This is a genomic window from Rhodococcus sp. NBC_00294 (genome assembly GCF_036163995.1).
Taxonomy (GTDB): Bacteria; Actinomycetota; Actinomycetes; order Mycobacteriales; family Mycobacteriaceae; genus Rhodococcoides.
This window is the reverse complement of record NZ_CP108043.1, coordinates 3,157,953-3,181,698: the sequence shown is the minus strand read 5'-3', so window position 1 is coordinate 3,181,698 and position 23,746 is coordinate 3,157,953. Positions and strand designations below refer to the sequence as shown.

The window sequence follows — 23,746 nt, the reverse complement described above, 5'->3', positions numbered from 1 at the left end:
GGGCGTGGTGTTCCACTCGATCGGTCACAGCGCGGAGAACCGCGATCACGAACCACGAGTGGAACACCACTCCCGACGAGCTAGAGCTTCACACCCAGCAGCGCATCCACCGCCAGCGACACCAGCCCCGGCGCCGCGGGGTCGGAGCCGCCGAGCGTCACGGCGTCGTGTGCCCACGCATCGATCGCGTCGAGTGCCTTGGCGGAGTCGAGATCGTCGGCCAGGTGCTGGCGCACGCGGGCGACGGTGTCCTCGGCGGACTGTGCCGACTCGAGCGCCACGGCCTTGCGCCACAACGCGAGTCGGTCCTGCGCAGCGGCGAGGATCTCGTCGGTCCAGGTGCGGTCCTGCCGGTAGTGGCCGGCGAGGAGACCGAGGCGGATGGCACCGGGATCGACACCCGCAGCGGTGAGCTTCGAGACCAGGACGAGATTGCCCAACGACTTCGACATCTTCTCGCCGTCGAGGCCGATCATGCCGGTGTGCACGTAGTGTCGCGCGAAACGGTCTGCACCCGTGAGCGATTCGGCGTGGGCCGCGGAGAATTCGTGGTGCGGGAAGATGAGGTCACTGCCGCCACCCTGCACGTCGAAGCCGGATCCGATGCGGTTCAACGCGATCGCCGCGCACTCGATGTGCCAGCCGGGGCGCCCCGGACCGAACGGCGAGGGCCACGACGGCTCGCCCGGACGCTCGGCCTTCCAGACGAGGGCGTCGAGAGGGTCGCGCTTGCCGGGGCGGTCGGGATCTCCGCCGCGCTCGGCGAAGAAGGTGTCCATCGTCGCCCGGTCGTACCCGGACTCGTAGCCGAACTGCTCGGTGGCGTCCGCGCGGAAGTAGACGTCGGGGTACTCGGCGTCGTCCACCACGTAGGCGGCGCCCGAGGCGACGAGCTTCTCGACGAGCTCCACGACCTCGGTCACAGACTCGACCGCGCCGATGTAGTCGCGCGGCGGGATGACGCGGAGCGCGGTCATGTCCGACCGGAAGAGGTCGGTCTCGCGCTGTCCGAGCGACACCCAGTCGTCGCCGTCGCGTGCCGCGCGCTCGAAGAGCGGGTCGTCGACGTCGGTGACGTTCTGGACGTAGTGCACGTCGTGGCCGGCGTCGCGCCAGACCCGGTTGACGAGGTCGAACGTCAGGTAGGTGGCCGCATGGCCCAGGTGCGTCGCGTCGTACGGGGTGATGCCGCAGACGTACATGGTGGCGGTCGAACCGGGCGCGACGGGACGCACGGCGCGATCGGCCGTGTCGTACAAACGGAGCGGCGGGCCCTCGCCCGGCACGCTGGGAACGTCCACTTCGGGCCACGACTGCATGGGTGAAGACTATCCGGTCGGGCCGGAGCCGCCGCCGCGTGCCCGGTCTAGAACGCGGGCCAGGGAATGGGCCTGCTGGAGTCGGGCGCCGGCATGACCGGTTCCGCGAGCAACCGCGACACGCGACCGGCCAGCGCCTCGATCTCCTCGTCGGTGATGTGCGGCGCGAGGGTGTCCCCGAAGGCACCGCGCAGGTCGCGGGAGAAGTCGACGAGGTCGGCCACCAGAGCGGCGTCGACGGGTCGACCGGCCCACCCCCACAGCACGGTCCGCAGCTTGTTCTGCCGGTGCAGGGCGATGCCGTGGTCCACGCCGTACACGGAGCCGTCGAGTGCCTCGAGCACGTGTCCGCCCTTGCGGTCGGCGTTGTTGATGACGACGTCGAGAACAGCCATCCGGTGCAGCCGCGGATCGTCCGCGTGCACCAGTGCCACCTCGTCGCCGGCATCGTCGTAGGCCCGGAGCACGGGGATGTAGGACGAGGGCACGAGGTCGGGGCGGCAGAGGTCCACCATGTCGTAGCCCTCGCCCTTCTCAGGGAGGCGCTCGACGGTGTCGATCCACCGCTGCACCATGCCGACACCGAGCGGACCGTCCCGAAGCACGGTCGTGGGCACGACGCCCCAGCCCAGTGCGTCGGAGATCAGGTAGGACGAGATCTCGCGGCCCGCCAGCGTGCCGTCGGGGAAGTCCCACAGCGGCTGTTCCCCGCGCACCGGCTTGTAGACACAGCGCAGTGCCGGCGCGGGATCCTCACGCTCGATCTCGCACACGAGCGTCGCGTTGGACGCCTGCACCACGCGACCGACGATGGTCATCTCGCCGTGCGCGAGCAGGTCCGTGTCGTCGTCGGTCCAGGGCGCGGTGGCGTCGCCGGCGGAGGTCAGGACTCGTCCCCGAACTCGGTGGTGTCGCTTCCCAGCACGGTGCCGCGCCGGTACCCGTTGGTCCGCACGCACATGTGACCACCGGGCGCGAGGGGCTCCCCGCAGAGCGGGCACGGGGGCCGACCGGCAGCGATGACGCGCTCGCTGCGCGCGGCGAACTCACGGGCCTGCTCCGGACTCAGGAACACCCGCACGGCGTCCGGACCCTCGTCCGTGTCGTCGAGCACCACCGACTCGTCGATCTCGGTCTCGGTGATGGCGAGCAGCTCCACCACGACGGCGCCGGCGTCGGCGTCCCAGCCCAGACCCATGGTCCCGACCCGGAACTCGGCGTCCACGGGCATCACCAGTGGGTCGACGTCGCTGGGATCGGCTTCCTCGGGTGGCACATCGGTACCGAAGCGCCTCGCCACTTCGTCGAGCAGGAGCCCGACACGGTCGGCCAGGACCTGAACCTGCTGCTTCTCGAGTGCCACCGACACCACTCGGGCGTCGTGCACTGCCTGGAGGTAGAAGGATCGATCGCCGGGCTCACCCACCGTTCCGGCGACGAACCGGTCGGGGGTGCGAAAGACGTGAATCGCGCGTGGCATATCTGCACCTCCAAAGATCGCGCCGCCGAACTGCCGCGGCTGTGACTCCCATTATCCGCGTGTTGTCACTGTCCGGTGGAACCACCGGGGACGGCGTCCGATTCCGACGCGGTCGGAGCCTGGTCGGACGGGGCCTCGGCAGTGGTGTCCGTCTCGGCGGGCGGCGTCGGAACGAACTGCGTCAGATCCCCACCGAGATCGCCGAGACGATGGACGAACGGCCGCGTCTCGGTGTACCGGACGACACTGATCGACGCCGGGTCCACCACGATGCGCTGGAACTGGTCCAGGTGCGACCCCAGAGCATCGGCCAGGACGGACTTGATGACGTCGCCGTGCGAACAGGCCACCCACAGCACGTCGGCGCCGTGCTCGGCGGCGAGCCGCGCGTCGATCTCGCGGATCGCGCGCACCGCCCTGATCTGCACATCGGCGAGGCCCTCACCCCCGGGGAAGACGGCAGCGGACGGGTGCTGCTGCACCACCTTCCACAGCGGCTCCCCCACGAGATCCTTGATCGGCTTGCCGGTCCACTCGCCGTAGTCGACCTCGAGCAGCCGATCCTCCACGACGGGTTCGAGCTCGCGCGCCGCAGCGAGGGGCGCGACCGTCTGTTCGCACCGGAGCAACGGTGATCGCACGATCGCCGCGAGCGGAAGCACCTCGAGACGGGCGACGACACGCTCCGCCTGCTCCCGACCGAGATCGTCGAGTTCCACGCCGTCCGACCTGCCCGCGAGCGTGCCGGCCGTGTTGGACGTCGAGCGTCCGTGGCGCAGAAGTATGACCGTCATGACCTCAGCCTAGTGAGACGCGAGGGGCGCCCGGCGTCGCGGTGGCGTCAGTTCGCTGCGACGACACCCGTGGCGAGGAGGCCGAGAACCGCGACGCCGACGACGATGCGGTACCCGACGAACCAGTACAGCGAGTGGTTCTCGACGAAGCGCAGCAACCAGGCGATGGAGGCGTACCCCAGTACGAAGGCCACGAGCGTCGCCACGACGAGCTGGGATCCCGATGCCTGCAGACCTTCGCCCGCCGGTTCGAAGGCATCCGGCAAGGAGAAGAGTCCGGACGCGGTGACGGCCGGGATCGCGAGCAGGAACGAGAAGCGGACCGCGGCGGCACGCGTCAGGCCCATGAACAGACCGGCACTCGTGGTGGCGCCGGATCGGGACACGCCCGGGATGAGCGCCAGACACTGCGCGGCGCCCATGACGAGGCCGTCGCGGGTGGTGAGCTTCTCGATCGGTCGCGTCTGTCGGCCGACCTTCTCCGCGACGGCGATGACCACGGCGAACACGATGAGCAGCGTCGCGATGATCCACAGGTTGCGCGCGCCCGTCCGGATCGCGTCCTTGAAGACGAAGCCGAGCACCCCGATCGGGATGGTGGCGAAGATGACGTACCACCCCATGCGGTAGTCCAGCGTGTCGCGCTGGGACTTGTCGGCGATACCGCGGAACCATGCCGCGACGATGCGCCCGATGTCGCGGGCGAAGTAGAGCAGGACCGCGGCCTCGGTACCGAGCTGCGTCACCGCGGTGAACGACGCGCCGGCGTCGTCACCGAAGAAGACCTCGGAGACGATGCGCAGGTGTGCCGAGGAGGAGATGGGGAGGAACTCGGTCAACCCCTGCACGGCGCCGAGCACGAGGGCCTGCACCCAGGACATCGATTCCGCGATCATCGCTGCTCTCCTGCCGTCCGATTCCGCGGCGCGCAGACGCCACCGACGAGGTTTCCTGTCGAAGTCACGAGGCACGACCGTACTAGGGTCGTGCCTCGACCACCGTGTCGGCAGGACGAGACACGGACGGAACACGGCGAAACGGATGCACTGCCTTCATGAAGCACAGAACGGTCGGGAGCAGCGGGCTGCGGGTGTCACGCCTGGGACTCGGAACGGGTGAATGGGGACGCGGAGTCGACGGTGACGACGCCGCGGCGCAGGTGACGGCGTTCGTCGACGCGGGCGGGACCCTCGTCGACGCGTCCGCCTCCTATGGAGACGGACGCGCGGTGCGGGTGTTGGCCGAGATCGTCGACGACGTGGTTCCGCGCGGTGAGCTGGTGCTCAGCATCGATTCCGGCGTCTCGCGTCCGGACACCTCGGGGCACTGGACCGTCGACTGCTCGCGGCGCGCGCTCCTCGCAGACCTGGACAGGACACTGCGCGAGCTCGGCACCGATCACCTCGATCTGTGGAGCGTCGGCGCGTGGGATCCGCAGACCCCTCTCGGTGAGGTGGCGGCGACTCTGGAGCACGCGGTCTCGTCCGGGCGGGTGCGCTACGCGGGTGTTCGCGGCTTCACGGCGTGGCAGCTGGCCACTGTGTCGGCGTCCGTCGACATCACCGCGGCGCAGGCGGAGTACTCCCTGCTCGCGCGCGGCGCCGAGGACGAGCTGTTCCCCGCGGCCGACCACCACGGCGTGGGCGTTCTCGCGGTGTCGGCTCTGGCGGGCGGCGTGCTCACGGGCAAGTACCGGGACGGTGTGCCCGCGGATTCACGCGGCGCGGACGATCACCGACGCCACGCGCTCGCACCCTTCCTCGGTGAGGACGGCGGGAAGGTGGTCGAGGCTGTCCTCACGGCGGCCGACGGTCTGGGCACGTCGCCACTCGCGGTGGCTCTGGCGTGGGCCCGAGATCGCCCCGGTGTCGCGTCGGTCGTGGTCGGGACGCGAGACATCGGTCAGCTGACGGGTGTGTTGGCCGCCGAGGACGTCGCGCTTCCGTCGGCCATCACCTCCGCGCTGGACGACGTCAGTTCCTGACCGTCACTTCGGGTCGATCGCGTTGCCCAGCCGCCCGAGCAGCGATCGCAGGAGCGTGGTGTCGGGCGGCTGCGGCGAGTCGAGCGGACGGACGTCGGCGACCGCGTCCCGGACCGCGGCGACGATCGAGCGCTCGTCCGAGAGGTCGACGTCCGTGACATCGCGCTCCGCGACCGCGTCGACGTCGAGATCGTCGGGAACGGCCTGCGCCAGGTCGGAGCGGTAGACCTCCACGCGCAACGACTTACCGCGTACCCGGAAGGCGAAGCTCCGCCCGTCCGGAGTGGACCCGAACCCGTGGGCGTGCGCCCCCACCGACACGTCCTCCACCGAGAACTCCGCATTGCTCGGCCCCGTCATGCGTCCTCCCTCGCTCTCTCTCGTCGACAGGCACTCGTCGAAACGTACAGACGCGTCATGGTGGCCACATCCCTCCCCTGTGCTCGCGCCGGGACGGCGAGATGATCGGATGAGAGAAGACCTGAAGGAGAATCACCCCCATGGCACCCCGACCGACCAGTGCCCACCCGGCACGACGCAGCAGTACCCGTTTCGTCCTTCTCGGCCTCGCCCTGGTGACGACGGTCACAGCGGGATGCGCGAACTCCGACGATCCGGAGCAGCTGAACACGCGTGAGCCGGAGGTCGCCGCGGCGTCCCCCGACACGACCGTCACGCCGGCGGGCGTCACGGCCGACCCGCGCTTCGGCGGTCCGGCCACCGTCGACGGCCTCGCGATCGAGCCTCGCGACCGGATCGCCGGGATCCTCACCGACGACGGTACGACGCTGCTGCTGACCCCGCTCGACTCGGAGGAGAATCCGCGCTCGGTGCGACTCTCCGCACCCGGCACGTCCGTCTCCGCCGGCAGGGACGGCGAACTGCTGGTCACGACGTCGTCGGGCATCAGCCGGGTGGACGCGCAGTCCGGTGCGACGACGGACGTCGCGGTCGACGGCGGCGCCGCCTCGGTGACGCCGTGGGACGACGGGTACGCCGTCGGGACGCCGACCGGAACCGTCGTGATCACGGGAGCCGACGGCGCGGTCGAGAGCACCATCCCCGGTCAGGCGTCGGTCGACGGTCTCGTACGCACCGGAGACGATCTGGTGTCTCTGGACACCCGGCAGACGTCGGTGACGTCCGTGAACGTCGGTGCCGAACGTCTCGGCGCCGCGCTGCGCGCAGGCGACGGGGCCACCCGCATGACCGGATGCGCCGACGGTGCCGTCGTGGTCGCCGACACGACCGACGACGAACTGCTCGTCTTCACGGGCGACCCCGATCTGATCATGCGACAGCGCTACCCCGTCGCCGGTTCCCCGTACGCCGTCGCGTGCGAGGACGACGGCACCGTGTGGGTGACCGTGACCGCACTGAACGAGGTGGTGGGATTCGACATCACCTCCGGAATTCCTGTCGAGTCGGCACGGTTCCCCACAGTGCGCCAGCCCGACTCGCTCGCCGTGGACTCGCAGTCCGGCGAACTTTTCGTAGGCTCGAACAGTGGCGCCGGGGTCCAGGTGATCCCGACCCGGGCGTGAGTGCCCGCGAGGACGAGAGCGAGATCCGTGAACCGGAACAACCGTGCGATGCCCGTCGGCTGGGAGACCCAGTCGGACGACTGGGAGTACGTGCCCATCAAGCTGCCGCCGGACGTCACCCGAGTGTCGGCCTCGATGCGGCTGGCCATCTCCGCCGAGTTCGGTGGATGGGAGCTCTCCCGGGTCCGGCTGTACACCGACGGCAGCAGGCGAGTACTTCTCAAACGACGCAAGACCGCGCACCACGTGCCCGATCCCGGTCTCTGACCGAGTGGCGGCGCCGCACCACCGACGAGATTCCCCGACGAGAGGTTTCCAGGCTGTGAGCCCGTACCGGCTGCTGCTCCGCGCGATGTTCCTGCTCCCTCCGGAACGCATTCATCACCTCGCATTCGCGGCGATGGTCGCGGTGACTCGATTCGCGCCCCTGCGTGCGCTGGTCTCGCGCGTGCTCTCGGTCCGAGATCCGGCACTGCGGACGACCGCCTTCGGCGTGACGTTCCCCACCCCGGTCGGCCTGGCCGCCGGTTTCGACAAGACCGGTGAGGGTGTCGACGCGTGGGGTCCGCTGGGGTTCGGTTTCGCGGAGGTCGGCACCGTGACCGCGCAGGCGCAACCCGGGAACCCACAGCCTCGACTCTTCCGGCTTCCCGCCGACCGAGGCCTGCTCAACCGCATGGGTTTCAACAATCCGGGTGCGGCGGCGGTGGCCGAGCGTCTGCGCGGACGGCGCGGGGACATCCCGGTCGGCGCCAACATCGGCAAGACCAAGGTGGTTCCCGCGGCGGACGCCGCGATCGACTACACGGAGAGTGCGCGGCTGCTCGGCCCGCTGTCGGACTTCGTCGTGGTCAACGTGAGTTCGCCGAACACCCCCGGACTGCGGGATCTGCAGGCGGTGGAATCGCTGCGGCCTCTGCTGGCCGCCGTGGCGAGCGTCGTGACGGTGCCCGTCCTGGTGAAGATCGCGCCCGACCTGTCGGACGACGACGTCGACGCGGTGGCAGACCTGGCCATGGAGCTCGGATCCGCCGGCATCGTGGCGACCAACACGACCGTCGGGCGCGACGGGCTGCGGACGGCCGGGACCGCGGATCTCGGAGCGGGTGGCGTCTCCGGCCCGTACGTCGCGGACCGATCACTCGAGGTGCTGCGCCGACTGCGTGCACGCGTCGGGGACTCGATGACGCTGATCTCGGTCGGCGGTGTCGAGACCGCCGACGACGCGTGGGAACGCATCCTCGCCGGTGCCACCCTCGTGCAGGGGTACACCGGCTTCGTCTACGGCGGTCCGTTCTGGGCGCGCCGCGTCGCCGTCGGCCTGGCTCGACGAGCCCGGGCCGCGGGATTCGCCTCGGTGGCCGACGCGGTCGGCACGGAGACTGTCCCGCGGCCCGGGCCGCGCTGACTCGGTTCTCGTCAGCTCTGCTCGTACGTGCCCACGATGACGGCACGCGCGATGGCGTGACTGAAGAGGTTGAATCCGAGGTACGCCGGTGACGCACTCTCGTCGATCTCGAGCTTCTCGACGTCGACGGCGTGTACCGCCACGAAGTAGCGGTGCGGTCCGTGCCCCTGCGGGGGTGCGGCACCGATGAACCGGGCCAGGCCCGCGTCGTTGCGCAGCGTGATCGCGTCGTTCGGCAACCCGGTGGAGCTGTCGTCGCCCGCTCCGGTGACCAGGGTGGTGGTCGAGACGGGGATGTTCGCCACCGCCCAGTGCCAGAAACCGGACGCGGTCGGCGCATCGGGGTCGTAGACGGTGACGGCGAAGCTCTTTGTCTCCTCCGGGAAACCCGACCACGACAGCTGCGGCGAGTTGTCGTGGCCGCCCGCGCCCATGATGCCGCTGACCTGGTCCTCGTGGAGCGGCTGACCATCGGTGACGTTGTCCGACGTGAGCTCGAACGACGGCAGCGACGGCAGTGCGGCGTAGGGATCGTGTGACATGAGGTCCTCTCGGGAGATATGGGTTCGGGGGTTGTCAGCTGTGCAGAAGGAAGTGCTCGAAGACCCTGGTACCGAAGATCAACGACTCGACGGGTACCCGTTCGTCCACGCCGTGGAACAACGCCGCGAAGTCGAGCTCGGGCGGCAGCTTGAGCGGCGCGAAGCCGAAGCAGCGGATGCCCAGCTTGGCGAACGCCTTGGCGTCGGTGCCGCCGGACAGCATGTAGGGCACCGTGCGACCGTTCTCGTCGAACGCCAGGATCGCGTCGTTCATCGCGTCGACGAGGTGCCCGTCGAACGTGGTCTCGTACGGCTCCAGGTCGGTGATCCAGGACCGTTCGACGTGCGGACCGATGAGCGCGTCGACCTCGCGCTCGAACTGCGCCTTGCGTCCTGGCAGGACGCGGCAGTCGATGGTGGCAGAGGCCGTCTGCGGGATGACGTTGGCCTTGTACCCGGCCGAGAGCATCGTGGGGTTTGCCGTGTCGCGCAGTGTCGCGCCGACGATGCGGGCGATGCTGCCGAGCTTGGCGAGGGTGCCGTCGATGTCGGGCGACTCCGGGTCGAAGGCCAGGCCGGTCTCCGAGCTCACGGCGGCGAGGAACTCGGTCACCGAGTCCGTCATCACCAGCGGGAACTGGTGGTTACCCAGTGCTGCAACGGCTTCGGCGAGGTACGTCACGGCGTTGTCCTCGTGCAGGAACGATCCGTGACCGGCGCGAGCCTTGGCCGTCAGACGCATCCAGGCGAGCCCCTTCTCCGCCGTCTCGACGAGGTAGAGGCGACGCTCGTCGCCCTCGGGGGTGGACACCGTCAGCGAGAAGCCGCCGACCTCGCCGACGGCCTCGGTGACACCCTCGAACAGATCGGGCCGGTGCTCGACGAGCCAGTGCGACCCGTACCTGCCGCCGGCCTCCTCGTCGGCCAGGAACGCGAAGACCAGGTCGCGGGGCGGGACGGTGCCGGCCGACTTGAACTGTCGGGCCAGCGCCAGGGCCATGCCGACCATGTCCTTCATGTCGACGGCGCCGCGTCCCCACAGGTAGCCGTCCTCGACGGCACCCGAGAAGGGATGCACGCTCCAGTCGGCGGGCTCGGCCGGAACGACGTCGAGGTGGCCGTGCACGAGCAACGCGCCGCGTGAGCTGTCGGCGCCGGCCAGTCGGGCGAAGACGTTGCCGCGGCCGGGCGCACCCGACTCGACGTACTCGGTCTCGTACCCCACGGCCTCGAGCTGGCGCGCCACCCACTCGGCGCACTCCTTCTCGCCGGCGGTGGTCTCGAGCTCACCGGTGTTGGAGGTGTCGAAGCGGATCAGCGACGAGACGAGGTCGACCACCTCGTCCACGGCCACGGTCTGCTTCTCGGTCTGGTGGTCGTTCTCTCCTGTTGCGGACACAGCTCGTTCCTACCACTCCAGGTGCCTCGGCAGGTGCTCCGACGTGCGGTTTTGGTCCAGGGCGCGGTATCGGCTAGATTTAGCGACCGCACCGAGAACACGGGTGCGACGCGATCATGAACTGTGTGTGACCAGCAGGGTGTGACGCGGGATGTCCGAGTGGCGGAATGGCAGACGCGCTAGCTTGAGGTGCTAGTGTCCTATTAACGGACGTGGGGGTTCAAGTCCCCCCTCGGACACCGAAGACAGACCGACGAAAGCCCCGATTCCTCACGGAATCGGGGCTTTCGTCATGACACGGGAGCGTGGAGGCGGCGATGACGGAGCACAGCGTGACGGGCATCGACCCCGACGAACTCGCCGCGTGCCTGCGCGTGCTCGACCGCGCGGCGGCCCTGGACGACGACCACCCCGACGCCGTGACCGTGCAGCGTGCCACGGCCGGCATGTTCAAGGCCGCGAAGAAGCGTCGCCGCCTGGAGTCGCGCGCCCGCGTCGCCGACGCCGACCGCGCCGTCGTCGCCGCCACGGCGACCGGATCCCCCGACCGCATCGACGACGAGACCGCCGGGCTGGCGCTGACGTCGGCCACCACCACCGAGACCGCGGGCACACTGCAGCGTGCGCGTCCCTGCTACATCTGCAAGCAGCGGTACACCACGGTGGACGCGTTCTATCACCAGCTCTGCCCCGAGTGCGCCGCCCTGAACCACGCGAAGCGGGACGCCCGGACCGATCTCACCGGCCGCCGCGCCGTGCTCACCGGCGGGCGCGCGAAGATCGGCATGTACATCGCGTTGCGCCTGCTGCGCGACGGTGCTCACCTGACCATCACGACGCGCTTCCCCGCGGACGCGGTGCGCCGGTTCTCCTCGATGTCCGACAGCCACGACTGGATGCATCGACTGTCCGTCGTCGGCATCGACCTGCGTGATCCCGCGCAGGTGGTCGCGTTCGCGGACTCCGTCGCGGCGGAGGGCCCGCTCGACATCCTGATCAACAACGCCGCTCAGACCGTCAAGCGGTCCGCCGGCTCGTACACCGCCCTCGAGGACGGTGAGCACGGCGTCGATCTGGCAGCGCTCGGGGTGCGCACGTTCGGCGCGACGAGCGATGCCCACCCGGCAGCGCTGGTGGGAGCGTTCGGCGAGACCGACGGCGACACCGTCGCTCTCGACACCGCCGTCATGGCGAACATGGGGCCGTCGCAGGTGACCTCCATGGCCCTCGTCGCCGGTTCGGCGTCCCTGCAGCGCATGGCTGCCGGAACGGCGATCGACGCGGGTGGGCTGGTACCCGACGAGGCGCCGACCAACAGCTGGGTGCACACCGTCGACCAGGTGGATCCCGTCGAGCTGCTCGAGGTGCAGCTGTGCAACTCGGTGGCGCCGTTCATCCTCGTCTCGCGCCTGCGCGCCGCCCTGGCGGCGTCGCCGCATCGCCGGTCCTACGTCGTCAACGTCTCCGCGATGGAGGGCCAGTTCGGCCGCGGCTACAAGGGACCGGGGCATCCGCACACCAACATGGCCAAGGCCGCACTGAACATGCTGACGCGCACCAGTGCGAACGAGATGCTCGACGACGGCATCTCGATGAGCGCGGTGGACACCGGCTGGATCACCGACGAACGCCCGCACCCGACGAAGATCCGCCTCGCCGACGAGGGCTTCCACGCGCCCCTGGATCTGGTGGACGGCGCGGCTCGTGTCTACGACCCCATCGTCCAGGGTGAGCTCGGTGTCGATCTGCACGGGAAGTTCCTCAAGGACTACGCGGCCTCGCCCTGGTGACACCGCCGAACCCCCGTGTCGTGCGCCTGGCGGCCGCCCACGTGGTGCAATGTCGTGATGGGCGACGAGGTCGAGCAGCGCACGTTCAGCCGTAAGGACCGGCAGATGTTCCGGCACAAGGTGCAGGAGTGTCTGGACGCCCTGGCGGCAATGTTGGCGGACGACACCTTCCGGGTGGACGAGCCACGCCTGGGCATGGAGATCGAGCTCAACCTGGTGGACGAGTCGATGCAGCCGGCCATGGCCAACGCGGCCGTGCTCGAGGCGATCGCCGATCCGGACTTCCAGACCGAGCTGGGCCAGTTCAACATCGAGATCAACGTGGCCCCGGAACCGCTGGCGGGCGACCGGATGCGCATCCTGGAGAACGGATTACGCACCTCCCTGGACACCGCGGACGCCCGTGCTCGTGAGCAGGGATGCGCCCTGGCGATGATCGGGATGCTGCCCACGCTGGGCAAGGATCACTTCGCCCACCAGTGGTTGTCCAGCAATCCGCGATACGACCTGCTCAACCAACAGATCTTCGCGGCGCGCGGCGAGGACATCGAACTGTCGATCACCGGGGTCCCTCTGCCCGGCAGCCACGACATCGAGTCGTTGAACGAGATCTCCGACACGATCCTCCCCGAGGCCGCGTGCACCTCCGTGCAACTACACCTGCAGGTCTCGCCGACGGAGTTCCCCGCGCACTGGAACGCCGCGCAGGCGCTGGCGGGAGTGCAGGTGGCACTGGCCGCCAACTCCCCCTTCCTCGCCGGCAAGGCACTGTGGCACGAGACCCGGATCCCCCTGTTCGAACAGGCGACGGACACGCGCCCACAGGAACTCAAGAACCAGGGAGTGCGACCCCGCGTGTGGTTCGGCGAGCGCTGGATCACGTCGATCTTCGATCTTTTCGAGGAGAACTCGCGGTATTTCCCCGCGCTGCTGCCGGTCGTGTCCGACGAGGATCCGATGGCCGAACTCGCGGCGGGCCGAGCGCCCGGCCTGACCGAGCTGAAGATGCACAACGGCACCGTCTACCGATGGAACCGTCCGATCTACGACACCTCGAACGGCGAGCAGCACATCCGCCTCGAGAACCGCGTTCTTCCCGCAGGGCCGAGCGTGCTCGACGTCCTCGCCGACGCGGCGCTGTACTACGGCACCCTGCGGTCGCTCGTCGACGCGGACCGGCCGGTGTGGACGCAGATGTCGTTCGACGCCGCCGTGGAGAACCTGCACTCGGCGGCCCGCGGCGGGTTCGACTCGCGGCTCTACTGGCCGGAGGTCGGCTGGATCTCGCCGCAGGAGCTGGTCCTGCGCCGACTGCTGCCCATGGCCGAGGCGGGTCTCGCGTCGTACGGCGTGGACACCGAGGTGCGCGACCGCTACCTCCGGGTCATCGAGGGTCGATGCCTGCGCCGTCAGTCCGGATCGGTGTGGCAACGCAATGCCGTCGTCGCACGCGAGCGTGCCGGGGAGTCGCGCGAGCGCGCCGTGGCGGGCATGTTGTCCGACTACCTGCAGCTCATGCACGAGGGCGAGGCCGTCCACACGTGGTCGTGGTGAGTGGTGGTGGGTCACAGGAGCGCTTGTAGGCTCGGGTGATGGCCGAGACTTCCGCACCTGACCCATCCGAACTCGACACTGCGTCCGATCTCGACACGGCAGGGGATCGCGAGTTGGACGTCGTCGTCTACGGCGCCACCGGTTTCGTGGGCGCGCTCACCGCCGAGTACCTGGCGAATCATGCCCCGCAGGGCACGTCGATCGCTCTCGCGGGCCGGTCCCGATCCAAGCTGGAGTCGACCCGTCGCGGTCTGCCGTCCCGCGCCGCCGACTGGCCACTGCTCGTCGCGGACGCGGACGACGAGGCCGCGCTCACCGACATCGCTTCTCGCACACAGGTCGTCATCACCACGGTCGGGCCGTACGCGAAGTTCGGACGCACGCTCGCGCACGTCTGCGCGGCGCAGGGCACGGACTACGTCGACCTCACCGGCGAAGTGCTGTTCGCTCGTCTCAGTGCCGACCAGAACCACGATCTCGCACACTCCACCGGCGCTCGGATAGTGCACTCCTGCGGCTTCGACTCGGTGCCGTCCGACATCGGCGTGCACGCGCTCTACTCCAAGGTCCACGAGGACGGAGCAGGCGACCTGACAGACACCACCCTCGTCGTGACGTCGATGAGCGGCGGAGTCAGCGGCGGCACCATCGACTCGCTGCGCGGCCAGATCGACGAGATCACGAAGGACCGCGCCGCGGCGAAGATGGCGGCGAGCCCCTACTCGCTCAGCCCCGACCGCTCGATCGAGCCGGATCTGGGACGCCAGAGCGACACCCCCATCGTCAAGGGCGCCGACATCCACCCCGATCTCAAGGGGTGGAAGGCACCGTTCGTGATGTCCTCGTACAACACTCGGGTCGTGCGCCGCACGAACGCGCTGCTCGGATACCCGTACGGCAAGAACTTCCGCTACAGCGAAGTCATGAGCGTCGGCTCGTCGCCCGCCTCCCCGGTGATCGCCGGTGCCGTGCTCGCCGGACTGGGCGCCTTCGTCGCGGGCATGGCCTTCAAGCCCACCCGCTTCCTGCTCGACAAGATCCTGCCCAAGCCGGGCGACGGTCCCAGCGAGAAGACCCGGCAGAAGGGGCATTTCACGATCGACGTCTACACCACCACCAGCACCGGTGACCGGTACGTCTCGCGCGTGAAGGCGAAGGGGGATCCCGGCTACGCGGCCACCGCCATGATGCTGGGCGAATCGGCACTGGCGCTCGCGCTCGACCGTGACGCACTCCCCTCCGTCGGCGGCGGCGTGCTCACCCCGGCCTCCGGAATCGGTGACGCGCTGATCCACCGACTCCGCGGCGCCGGCATGGAGATCTCCGCGCGCAAGGTATGACCGACCTGCTGCACCGGTACCAGGCCGACCTGGGTCTCGCTCAGGCCGCCGACATCACCGTGCGACCCGTGTCCGAGGGCGTGTTGTCGTCGACCCTGCCGGTGGCCGCGCTGGCCGTCGGTGCGGTCGCTGCACTCGGTTCCGCGGTCGACCGGTTCCGCGTCGCCTCGGGGCTGACCGCACCGTCACCGCGCGTGGTGGTCGGCGATCGGGTCGCCGCGTCGTTCGCGGGAGACAGACTGTTGCGCATCGACGGGCGGCCGGTCGCAGGGTTCGCCGCCCTGTCCGGATTCTTCCGCACCGCGGACGGGTGGGTGCGCACCCACGCCAACTACCCACACCACCGGGCGCGACTGGTCTCGCTCCTCGGGCTCGCCGACGACGCCGACCACACCGCCGTCGCGGCGGCTCTGCTCCGCCACGAGGCTCTGGACGTGGAGGAGCGTGCAGCAGAACTCGGCGCGCTCGTCGTGGCGGTGCGGACCCCGGACGAGTGGTTCGGCTCGGCGCCCGGCCGTTTCACGCGTTCCGGCCCCATCGTCTCGTCCACCGTGCGTCCCGACGGTCTGCCGTCGCTCCCCGAACCACCGACCGACCCGATGCGACCGCTGGCCGGGGTGCGCGTACTGGATCTCACGCGGGTCATCGCCGGCCCGGTCGCCACGCGCGATCTGGCCCTCCTCGGTGCATCGGTACTGCGGGTCGACTCCCCACTGCTGCCGGAGATCGAAGCCCAGCACCTCGACACCGGCGCCGGCAAGTACTCGACACTCCTGGACGTGCTCGTCGACGACGACGACGAGCGACTGACGGCGCTGATGTCGTCGGTGGACGTGGTGGTCGGCGGCTACCGGCCGGGCTCCTACATCGACGACCACCTCCGCGCGCACCGGCCGAGCGGAGCGATCATCGGGACGGTGAGTGCGTGGGGCGGCCGGGGGCCGTGGGCACGGCGGCGCGGATTCGACAGCCTGGTGCAGGCAGCGTCCGGCATCGCGAACATGTGCGGCGGGAAGGCCGGAGGCCGGTCGGATGACGGCGGGACGGCCGGGGTTCCGGGGGCGCTGCCGGTGCAGGCGCTCGACCACGCGTCCGGCCACCTGCTGGCGGCGGGGATCGTCGACGCTCTGACCCAGCGCCTCGACGGTGGCATCGGTAGGACGGTGTCGGTCTCGTTGGCACGCACTGCCGCCTGGCTGCTCGATGCCGACGGCAGGGTCGACACTCCGGCCGACCCCGTGCTGCCGACGGACGAGCACACCGTCCTCCACGACGACGTGCGCACGGCCCGACCGGCGCTCGCGGAGTACGACGATCACCCCTTCCCGGCCCGCCCGTGGGGACGCGACGAGCCACGCTTCCCGTCCTGACAGGATGGCGGCATGACCGACGTCGACTCCCCCGCCCGCACGCGACTCCTCGTCGACGTCGACACCGGAATCGACGACTCCCTCGCTCTGGTCTACCTGGCTGCGAGTCCGAACGCCGAGATCGTGGCCGTGTGCTGCACGGCGGGCAACGTGCCCACCGCGCAGGTGACACGGAACACGCTGTCCTGGTTGGAGATCTGTGGTCTGACCGACGTGGAGGTGGCCGTCGGCGTCGACGCACCTCTGGTCGCCCCGCTGATGACGACGGAGGACACGCACGGTCCGCTGGGAGTGGGCTACGCGAATCTGCCGGCGCCCACCATGACCGTCTCCGATCGGACGGCGGCGCAGGCGTGGGTGGACCTGGCGCGCGAGAACCCGGGCGAGCTGGTCGGACTGGTGACCGGTCCGATGACGAATCTGGCTCTGGCACTGCGGCTCGAGCCCGCACTACCCGTGCTGCTGAAGCGTCTGGTGATCATGGGCGGCAGCATCGATCACCCGGGGAACACGACGCCCACCTCCGAATGGAACGTGGCGGTCGACCCGGAAGCCGCAAAGGAGGTGTTCGACGCATTCGACGCGGTGCCTTCGGGCCGGGAGCCGATCGTGTGCGCCCTGGGCCTGACGGAACGGATCGAGATGCGTCCGTCGCACGTGGCACGTCTGGCAGAGATCGCCGGATCCGTTCCGGTGGAGCACCTCTCGATCGACGAGGTGGGAGCACGCTCGACGGCGTCCGTGCCCGTCGTGCGATACCTGACGGACGCGGTGCGGTTCTACATGGAGTTCCACCACGCGCAGGGTGAGGGATACCTGGCGCACATGCACGACCCGTTCGCGGCGGCCGTCGCACTGCACCCGGAGATCGCCGAGTACGCCCTGGCCACCGTCGACGTCGAACTCGTCGGGACCCTCACGCGGGGAACGACGGTGGCCGACCGGCGCGGGTTCTGGGAACGTCGCCCCAATGCCGCGATCGCCGTGTCGACCGATCCGGACGCCTTCTTCGATCACCTGCTCGCGACGGTCGGGGCGTTCGCCGCCGGGCGCTGAGTTCAGCCGTCGAAGGCGGTCAGGATCTCCTGCGCACCCAGGGCCGCGGTGAGAGACCCGTCGGCCACGCGCCTCTCCACGTCGGCGCGGACGGCGGTCACCGCGGGACTCGACGACAGTCGGCGCATCAGCTGGTCATGCACCATGGTCCACACCCACTGGACCTGCTGGTCGCGGCGGCGGGCGTCGAAGTCGCCTGCCGCGGTGAGGACGTCGCGGTGGCGGCACACGGTGTCCCAGAACTCCGTGAGTCCGGTCTCCTCGATCGCGCTCATCGTCAGCACGGGCGGCGTCCACAGGGCGTCGTGCGGGTAGATCAGTCTGAGCGCTCCGGCGAGTTCGCGCGCGGCACCCTTGGCGTCGCGGAGATGGTTCCCGTCGGCCTTGTTGACGGCGACCACGTCGGCGAGTTCGAGGACACCCTTCTTGATGCCCTGCAGCTGATCTCCCGTGCGCGCGAGCGTCAGGAAGCAGAAGGTGTCCACCATGCCCGCGACCGTGATCTCGGACTGCCCGACCCCGACGGTCTCCACCAACACGACGTCGTAGCCGGCCGCCTCGAGCAGCACGATCGTCTCGCGGGTCGCCTTCGCGACACCGCCGAGGGTTCCCGACGTCGGGGACGGCCGGATGTACGCCTCGGGCGCGACCGTGAGCCGTGCCATCCGCGTCTTGTCCCCGAGGATGGAGCCCCCGGTACGGGTCGACGACGGATCCACCGCGAGAACCGCGACGCGGTGGCCCTTCTCGATGAGCGTCATGCCCAGGGCGTCGATGAACGTCGACTTGCCGACTCCCGGTACGCCCGTGATGCCCACCCGATGTGACCCCCCGGCGTGCGGAAGGAGCTCGAGCAGCATCTGTTGGGCGAGGTCGCGATGGTCGTCGCGGGTGGACTCGACGAGGGTGATGGCACGCGCCAGCCCGGCACGCTCACCGGCCCGCACCGAGGCCACGAGCGCGTCGAGATCGATCGCCGGACGCGTGGGACGTGCTGCGGTCGCGTCGGACATGCTCAGGCGTTCGCTCCTGCGTCCGAGACGGCCGCGCCGTGACCCAGGCTCTCCGCGAGCTGGCCGATGAGATCGACCGCGGCGTCGGCGATCACCGTGCCGGGCGGGAAGATCGCGGCCGCCCCGGCCTCACGCAGCGCGTCGAAGTCGCCCGGCGGGATAACGCCGCCGACCACGACCATGATGTCGGACCGGCCGACGGCGGCGAGTGCTTCCCGCAGCGCCGGAACCAGCGTCAGGTGACCGGCGGCGAGCGACGACACCCCGATGACGTGGACGTCGTTGTCGGCGGCCTGGTTCGCCACCTCCTCGGGGGTCTGGAACAGGGGGCCGACATCGACGTCGAAGCCGATGTCGGCGAACGCCGTCGCGATGACCTTCTGCCCGCGATCGTGTCCGTCCTGCCCCATCTTCGCCACCAGGATGCGGGGTCGGCGGCCCTCCGCCTTCGCGAACGCCGTCGCCAGCTCGCCTGCATGCACCATGTTCGTGGCCTTCCCCGCCTCGTCCCGGTAGACACCGCTGATCGTGCGGATCTCGGCGCGGTGCCGTCCGTAGACCTTTTCGAGAGCGTCGGAGATCTCGCCCACCGTAGCCATGGCCCGCGCCGCGTCGACGGCGAGGGCGAGCAGGTTGTTCTCCATCCCGCCGTCGGTGGACGCGGCCGCCGCGGTGAGGGCGGACAGCGCCGCCTCGACGCGGCCGGGGTCGCGCTCCTCTCGCAGCCGCTCGAGCTTCTCGATCTGCTCGGTGCGCACCCGCGAGTTCTCGACCTTGAGCACCTCGATGGCGTCGGGCTCGTCGGGCACGTACTTGTTGACACCCACCAGCGGCTGCCGACCGGAGTCGATGCGCGCCTGCGTCCGCGCCGCCGCCTCCTCGATGCGGAGCTTCGGGATGCCCTCGCCGATGGCCTTGGTCATTCCGCCGGCCTCCTCGACCTCGGCGATGTGCGCGCGGGCCCGATCGGCGAGCTGGTGGGTCAGCCACTCCACGTAGTACGAGCCGCCCCACGGATCGATGGGCCGCGTCGTGCCGGACTCCTGCTGCAGCAGCAGCTGGGTGTTGCGGGCGATCCGGGCGGAGAAGTCGGTGGGCAGCGCGAGCGCTTCGTCGAGCGCGTTGGTGTGCAGTGACTGCGTGTGTCCCTGCGTCGCGGCCATCGCCTCGATACACGTGCGGGAGACGTTGTTGAAGACGTCCTGCGCCGTCAGCGACCAGCCGGACGTCTGCGAATGTGTGCGCAGCGACAGTGATTTCGCGCTGGACGGATCGAACTTCTGCACCAGCTCCGCCCACAGCAACCGGCCCGCGCGCAGCTTGGCGACCTCCATGAAGAAGTTCATGCCGATGGCCCAGAAGAAGGACAGCCGCGGGGCGAACGTGTCGATGTCCATGCCCGCGGCCAGCCCGGCGCGGATGTACTCCACCCCGTCGGCGAGGGTGTACGCGAGCTCCAGATCGGCCGTCGCGCCGGCTTCCTGGATGTGGTAGCCGGAGATGGAGATCGAGTTGAACTTCGGCATGTGCGTCGAGGTGTACGCGAAGATGTCGGAGATGATCCGCATCGACGGCTCGGGCGGATAGATGTAGGTGTTGCGCACCATGAACTCTTTGAGGATGTCGTTCTGGATGGTGCCGGCGAGCTTCTCTGGTCCGACGCCCTGCTCCTCCGCCGCGACGACGTACAGCGCCAGGATCGGCAGCACGGCGCCGTTCATGGTCATCGACACCGACACCGACCCCAGGTCGATCCCGTCGAAGAGTTGGCGCATGTCGTAGATCGAGTCGATCGCGACACCCGCCATGCCGACATCGCCCTGCACGCGCGGGTGGTCACTGTCGTAGCCGCGGTGCGTCGCGAGGTCGAACGCGACCGACAGCCCCTTCTGACCGGCAGCGAGGTTGCGACGGTAGAACGCGTTGGACTCCGACGCCGTCGAGAATCCGGCGTACTGACGAATCGTCCACGGCTGGTTGACGTACATCGTCGGGTACGGACCGCGCAGGAACGGAGCCGTGCCCGGGTAGGAGTCGAGCGGGTACCCGGCCTCGGCCGCCTCCGCCCGGTCGGCGCCGGTGTACAGGGGTCGGACGTCGATGCCCTCGGGGGTGGACCACACCACCTGCTCGGGCGAGTAGCCGTGAGCCGCCGCGGCCGCCTCGACGTGGGCGCGCGCATCGTCGGCCGCCGGCGCTGCCGCGTCCGCACCGCGGGGGTCGACGAGCGGAACGTCCGCGAAACTGCCCACGGGGCCCATGTCACCAGCGTCGTCGGTCATGCGGTGTGTCCTTCCGTACGAGCCTCGCCGGTGAGTGCATCGAGAAGAGCACTGAGTTCGGCGACGGCATCGATGGTGAGCGTGAGATGTCCGTCCGGGGTCTGTTCCGGCGACGCGTCCGCGAAGGCCGAGGCACCGCCGGCGACGAGCACCGTCCGCACCCCCGCCGACCGCAGAGCGGCGACGGCGTCCGGTCCCTCGGCGGCGTACCGCTTGTCGGTGCCGCACAGCACGGCGATCGGCGAGGCGGTCTCGCGTGCCACCGCGGCGAGATCGGCTCCCGCACCGGGGTTCACCGCCTCGATCCCGCCCGACGCCATGAGGTTCGCCGCGAACGTGGTGCGTCCGTTGTGTTCCGCGACGCTGCCCAACGGCGCCAGCAGCACCACCGGGCGACTGCCCTTGTCCGCCAGCACCGCGTCGCTGCGATCACGCAGCGCCTCGAACTCGGCGGCGTACCGCGTCGCGGGACGTCCGGCGACGGTGCCGTTCCCCGAGGCCGCGGGCGACGGCTCCTGCAGGTTCGGGAACTCGTTGACACCGGTGACCGCGGTGCGGCGGTGGGCGATGTCGCTCGCACGGGCAGCTCGGGTCTCGTCGACCCGGCGCGCGATCTCACCGGACTCCAGCGCGGCGCGGTAACCGCCGGCGGCCTCGACCGCCTGCAGAACCGACCACGCCGAGTCCGCGAGCGCGTCGGTGAGCGACTCGACGTACCAGGAACCACCGGCCGGATCGACCACCCGACCAAGGTGGGACTCCTCGAGCAGGAGCAGCTGGGTGTTGCGCGCGATCCGGGCGGCGAATGTCTGCGAGACGTCCGCGGCGCCGCCGGGAATCGCGGCGTCGAACGGCAGGACGGTCACCGCGTCGGCTCCGCCCACACCGGCGCCGAACGCGGCCAGCGTCGTGCGCAGCATGTTCACCCAGGGATCGCGCTGCGTCATCATCGCCGCCGAGGTGACGGCGTGCTGTGGGGCCCCGCCGTGCTCCGGCGCCCCGAGCACCTCGGCCACCCGGGCCCAGACCCGCCGGGCCGCACGGAACTTGGCGATGGTCTCGAACTGCTCGTCGGTGGCCGCGAGCCGGAACTCCACCTGTCCCAATGCCTCGACAGTGGACAGTCCCGCCGCCGTGAGCGCGCGCAGATACTCGAGTCCGGCCGCGACGGTCAGACCGACCTCCTGCGCGTCTGCCGACCCGGCAGCGTGGAACACGGTGCCGTCCAACGTGATCGCGCGCACCCGCTCGGTGCGCGCCACTGCCCGCACCGCGAGATCGATCGCGTCCTGCTCGCTCGCACCCGGGAGGTCGGCGAATCGATCGGTCAGCGGTGACGCCCCCAGTCGGACGTCGGCGGCGGCACCGCGCTCGTCCAGGAGCGCGAACAGCGCGTCGGCCACCGCTGTGACGTCCGCACCCGCGTCCAGCGTCAGGGGCGCGAGGTCGAGCAGGACCCCGTCGAGTGCGCGGGCCAGGCCCTCGGCACCCACGGACGCCGTGTCGAGCCACAGGGCGCTCGTGCCGTTCTGCAGCGCGTCGAGGAGCTGGTCGTTGAGCGTCGCCGCGTCCGAGTCCGCACCGGCGGGACGGCCGAACCGACCGGCGACCAGCCACCCGACGTTGACGTCGCGATGCGCGTCCGTGCCACGCGTGAAGGGGAAGGTGCCGGGCAGCGGAGCCTCGGCAGTCTCGTCCAGCGGCCCGTACAGGGGCCGCACCGTGACCCCGTCGTACGTGGTCACTTCGAGCAGCGTCTCCGGATGCTCGGGGAGCTCCGAGACGTCCACCCGACGAGCCTTGGCCAGCACCCCGGCCACGCCGCGGCGCCAGGTCGCGAAACCCTCCTCGGCGCTGCTCACCGGTACGGCCGCGCCGACGTCCTCGGCAGCGACGGAATCCGGTGTCCCGGTGTGTGACGTGGCCATGTGTCCCTTTCGCGCCTGCGGATGCTGTGATGTTAACCGCACTCCGGGCACGCTATCCCGAGTCCCATCACAGTGGCCTGAGACAAACTTCACACTAGTAGGGCGTCCGAGCATCGGTCCTCCTAGTGACCGTTCCGACCGCGTCGACGAGCACCGCCCGCATCGCTCTTCGGTAGCGTGAGCAGACGTGACGACCCCCGACATCGACCCGCACGACACAGTGCCGTCGGAGGAGTCGATCGTCGTCGGAGGCCGCCGCGCGCTCGTGCTCCGCGTGGCCGCGACCGTCACCGTGCTCGCCGCCCTGATCGTCGTGGCACTGCTCGTACCCCTCCCCACCATCGACCGCGTGCGGGAGTGGGCCGTTGCCGTCGGGCCGGCCTTCCCCCTCGTCTTCTTCGCGGCGCACGCGATCATCACGGTGGCGCCGATCCCCCGCACCCTGTTCACGGTGTCGGCGGGTGTGCTGTTCGGACCCGTGACGGGGGTCGGTGTGGCGGTCGCAGCGACGACCGTGAGTGCAGTGCTCGCGTTCCTGCTGGTCCGAGCACTCGGCCGCGACGTGGTGACCGCACGCTGGGACCATCCGGTGATCCGGGCCGTCGATTCCCGTCTCGCGCGACGGGGATGGTTGGCGGTGGGGAGTCTTCGACTCATCGCGCCGGTGCCGTTCTCGGTGGTCAATTACTCCGCCGGCCTGTCTTCGGTGGCCGTGGTGCCGTTCGCGCTGGCGACGGTGGTCGGGGTGATCCCGGGAACGGTCGGCATCGTGTTGCTCGGCGACGCTCTGGCCGGTCACGGCGATCCGGTCCTGCTCGCGATCTCGGGGGTCTGCATTGCCGTGGGCGTCGTGGGACTGATCCTGGACGCGCGGATGCCGGTGGCCGGCGATCGATGAGGTCAAGGTCACGGGCTTGATGTGGCCGGATCAAGGTCGACGATG

General features: G+C 69.9%; 21 protein-coding genes and 1 tRNA gene. 11 read left to right on the top strand and 11 right to left on the bottom strand.

Annotation, left to right across the window (positions count from 1 at the left end):
* Positions 1 to 80 precede the first annotated feature (80 nt).
* From mshC to OHB23_RS14905, 5 genes are all read right to left on the bottom strand, one after another.
* The gene (gene mshC, locus OHB23_RS14925) at positions 81 to 1,319 is read right to left on the bottom strand and encodes a cysteine--1-D-myo-inosityl 2-amino-2-deoxy-alpha-D-glucopyranoside ligase (RefSeq protein WP_027505337.1); all 1,239 of its coding nucleotides are present in this window, start codon (positions 1,317 to 1,319) and stop codon (positions 81 to 83) included.
* Between the two features lie 47 nt (positions 1,320 to 1,366).
* Positions 1,367 to 2,206 (bottom strand): SCO1664 family protein, encoded by an 840-nt coding sequence (locus tag OHB23_RS14920; RefSeq protein ID WP_373425285.1) that lies wholly within the window; start codon positions 2,204 to 2,206, stop codon positions 1,367 to 1,369.
* The gene (locus OHB23_RS14915) at positions 2,203 to 2,799 is read right to left on the bottom strand and encodes a DUF3090 domain-containing protein (RefSeq protein WP_027505335.1); all 597 of its coding nucleotides are present in this window, start codon (positions 2,797 to 2,799) and stop codon (positions 2,203 to 2,205) included. The genes OHB23_RS14920 and OHB23_RS14915 overlap by 4 nt, the downstream gene beginning before the upstream one ends.
* A gap of 65 nt (positions 2,800 to 2,864) precedes the next feature.
* On the bottom strand, positions 2,865 to 3,593 hold the full coding sequence (locus OHB23_RS14910; protein WP_328809797.1) for a histidine phosphatase family protein: 729 nt from the start codon (positions 3,591 to 3,593) through the stop codon (positions 2,865 to 2,867).
* Positions 3,594 to 3,640: 47 nt separating this feature from the next.
* Positions 3,641 to 4,486, bottom strand: coding sequence for an undecaprenyl-diphosphate phosphatase (locus OHB23_RS14905; RefSeq protein ID WP_027505333.1), 846 nt, complete (start codon positions 4,484 to 4,486; stop codon positions 3,641 to 3,643).
* A 161-nt stretch (positions 4,487 to 4,647) separates the two neighbouring features.
* On the opposite strand from OHB23_RS14905, the gene OHB23_RS14900 reads away from it, so the two are divergent.
* Positions 4,648 to 5,577 carry an aldo/keto reductase gene (locus OHB23_RS14900; protein ID WP_027505332.1) on the top strand — a complete coding sequence of 310 codons (930 nt, stop codon included), beginning with the start codon at positions 4,648 to 4,650 and terminating at the stop codon, positions 5,575 to 5,577.
* A gap of 3 nt (positions 5,578 to 5,580) precedes the next feature.
* On the opposite strand, the gene OHB23_RS14895 is transcribed toward OHB23_RS14900, so the two are convergent.
* On the bottom strand, positions 5,581 to 5,937 hold the full coding sequence (locus tag OHB23_RS14895; protein WP_027505331.1) for a hypothetical protein: 357 nt from the start codon (positions 5,935 to 5,937) through the stop codon (positions 5,581 to 5,583).
* Between the two features lie 140 nt (positions 5,938 to 6,077).
* Between OHB23_RS14895 and OHB23_RS14890 the strand changes: the two genes are divergently transcribed.
* Genes OHB23_RS14890 through OHB23_RS14880 form a run of 3 tightly spaced genes read left to right on the top strand, consistent with a single transcriptional unit; the run spans position 6,078 to position 8,529 of the window.
* Complete coding sequence (locus OHB23_RS14890) at positions 6,078 to 7,121, top strand: hypothetical protein (RefSeq protein ID WP_328809796.1); 1,044 nt, start codon at positions 6,078 to 6,080, stop codon at positions 7,119 to 7,121.
* 48 nt (positions 7,122 to 7,169) lie between these two features.
* Complete coding sequence (locus OHB23_RS14885) at positions 7,170 to 7,388, top strand: DUF5703 family protein (protein WP_328811652.1); 219 nt, start codon at positions 7,170 to 7,172, stop codon at positions 7,386 to 7,388.
* A gap of 55 nt (positions 7,389 to 7,443) precedes the next feature.
* Positions 7,444 to 8,529, top strand: coding sequence for a quinone-dependent dihydroorotate dehydrogenase (locus OHB23_RS14880; RefSeq protein ID WP_328809795.1), 1,086 nt, complete (start codon positions 7,444 to 7,446; stop codon positions 8,527 to 8,529).
* Positions 8,530 to 8,540: 11 nt separating this feature from the next.
* On the opposite strand, the gene OHB23_RS14875 is transcribed toward OHB23_RS14880, so the two are convergent.
* Together OHB23_RS14875 and OHB23_RS14870 are read right to left on the bottom strand one after the other, a co-directional pair.
* Positions 8,541 to 9,071 carry a YbhB/YbcL family Raf kinase inhibitor-like protein gene (locus OHB23_RS14875; RefSeq protein ID WP_027505328.1) on the bottom strand — a complete coding sequence of 177 codons (531 nt, stop codon included), beginning with the start codon at positions 9,069 to 9,071 and terminating at the stop codon, positions 8,541 to 8,543.
* 34 nt (positions 9,072 to 9,105) lie between these two features.
* Complete coding sequence (locus OHB23_RS14870; RefSeq protein WP_285184903.1) at positions 9,106 to 10,470, bottom strand: M20/M25/M40 family metallo-hydrolase; 1,365 nt, start codon at positions 10,468 to 10,470, stop codon at positions 9,106 to 9,108.
* Between the two features lie 153 nt (positions 10,471 to 10,623).
* Between OHB23_RS14870 and OHB23_RS14865 the strand changes: the two genes are divergently transcribed.
* From OHB23_RS14865 to OHB23_RS14840, 6 genes are all read left to right on the top strand, one after another.
* A tRNA-Leu gene (locus tag OHB23_RS14865) sits at positions 10,624 to 10,709 on the top strand.
* Positions 10,710 to 10,787: 78 nt separating this feature from the next.
* Positions 10,788 to 12,260, top strand: coding sequence for an SDR family NAD(P)-dependent oxidoreductase (locus OHB23_RS14860; protein WP_037185609.1), 1,473 nt, complete (start codon positions 10,788 to 10,790; stop codon positions 12,258 to 12,260).
* A 57-nt stretch (positions 12,261 to 12,317) separates the two neighbouring features.
* Positions 12,318 to 13,814: a glutamate-cysteine ligase family protein gene (locus tag OHB23_RS14855; RefSeq protein WP_328809794.1), complete on the top strand. Its 1,497-nt coding sequence runs from the start codon at positions 12,318 to 12,320 to the stop codon at positions 13,812 to 13,814.
* A 38-nt stretch (positions 13,815 to 13,852) separates the two neighbouring features.
* On the top strand, positions 13,853 to 15,154 hold the full coding sequence (locus OHB23_RS14850) for a saccharopine dehydrogenase family protein (RefSeq protein WP_222648994.1): 1,302 nt from the start codon (positions 13,853 to 13,855) through the stop codon (positions 15,152 to 15,154).
* A complete protein-coding gene (locus OHB23_RS14845; RefSeq protein ID WP_328809793.1) occupies positions 15,151 to 16,524 on the top strand; it encodes a CoA transferase in 1,374 nt (457 codons plus the stop codon). The genes OHB23_RS14850 and OHB23_RS14845 overlap by 4 nt, the downstream gene beginning before the upstream one ends.
* A gap of 12 nt (positions 16,525 to 16,536) precedes the next feature.
* Positions 16,537 to 17,580, top strand: a complete 1,044-nt coding sequence (locus tag OHB23_RS14840; protein WP_328809792.1) for a nucleoside hydrolase — start codon at positions 16,537 to 16,539, stop codon at positions 17,578 to 17,580.
* Positions 17,581 to 17,582: 2 nt separating this feature from the next.
* Here the strand turns inward: OHB23_RS14840 and meaB are convergent, their stop codons facing one another.
* Genes meaB through OHB23_RS14825 form a run of 3 tightly spaced genes read right to left on the bottom strand, consistent with a single transcriptional unit; the run spans position 17,583 to position 22,803 of the window.
* On the bottom strand, positions 17,583 to 18,593 hold the full coding sequence (gene meaB / locus OHB23_RS14835; protein ID WP_328809791.1) for a methylmalonyl Co-A mutase-associated GTPase MeaB: 1,011 nt from the start codon (positions 18,591 to 18,593) through the stop codon (positions 17,583 to 17,585).
* 2 nt (positions 18,594 to 18,595) lie between these two features.
* Complete coding sequence (gene scpA, locus OHB23_RS14830; protein ID WP_328809790.1) at positions 18,596 to 20,875, bottom strand: methylmalonyl-CoA mutase; 2,280 nt, start codon at positions 20,873 to 20,875, stop codon at positions 18,596 to 18,598.
* Positions 20,872 to 22,803: a methylmalonyl-CoA mutase family protein gene (locus OHB23_RS14825; protein ID WP_328809789.1), complete on the bottom strand. Its 1,932-nt coding sequence runs from the start codon at positions 22,801 to 22,803 to the stop codon at positions 20,872 to 20,874. Before OHB23_RS14825 ends, scpA begins: the two co-directional genes overlap by 4 nt.
* Before the next feature lie 274 nt (positions 22,804 to 23,077).
* Between OHB23_RS14825 and OHB23_RS14820 the strand changes: the two genes are divergently transcribed.
* Positions 23,078 to 23,701 carry a TVP38/TMEM64 family protein gene (locus tag OHB23_RS14820; RefSeq protein ID WP_285186007.1) on the top strand — a complete coding sequence of 208 codons (624 nt, stop codon included), beginning with the start codon at positions 23,078 to 23,080 and terminating at the stop codon, positions 23,699 to 23,701.
* Positions 23,702 to 23,746 lie beyond the last annotated feature (45 nt).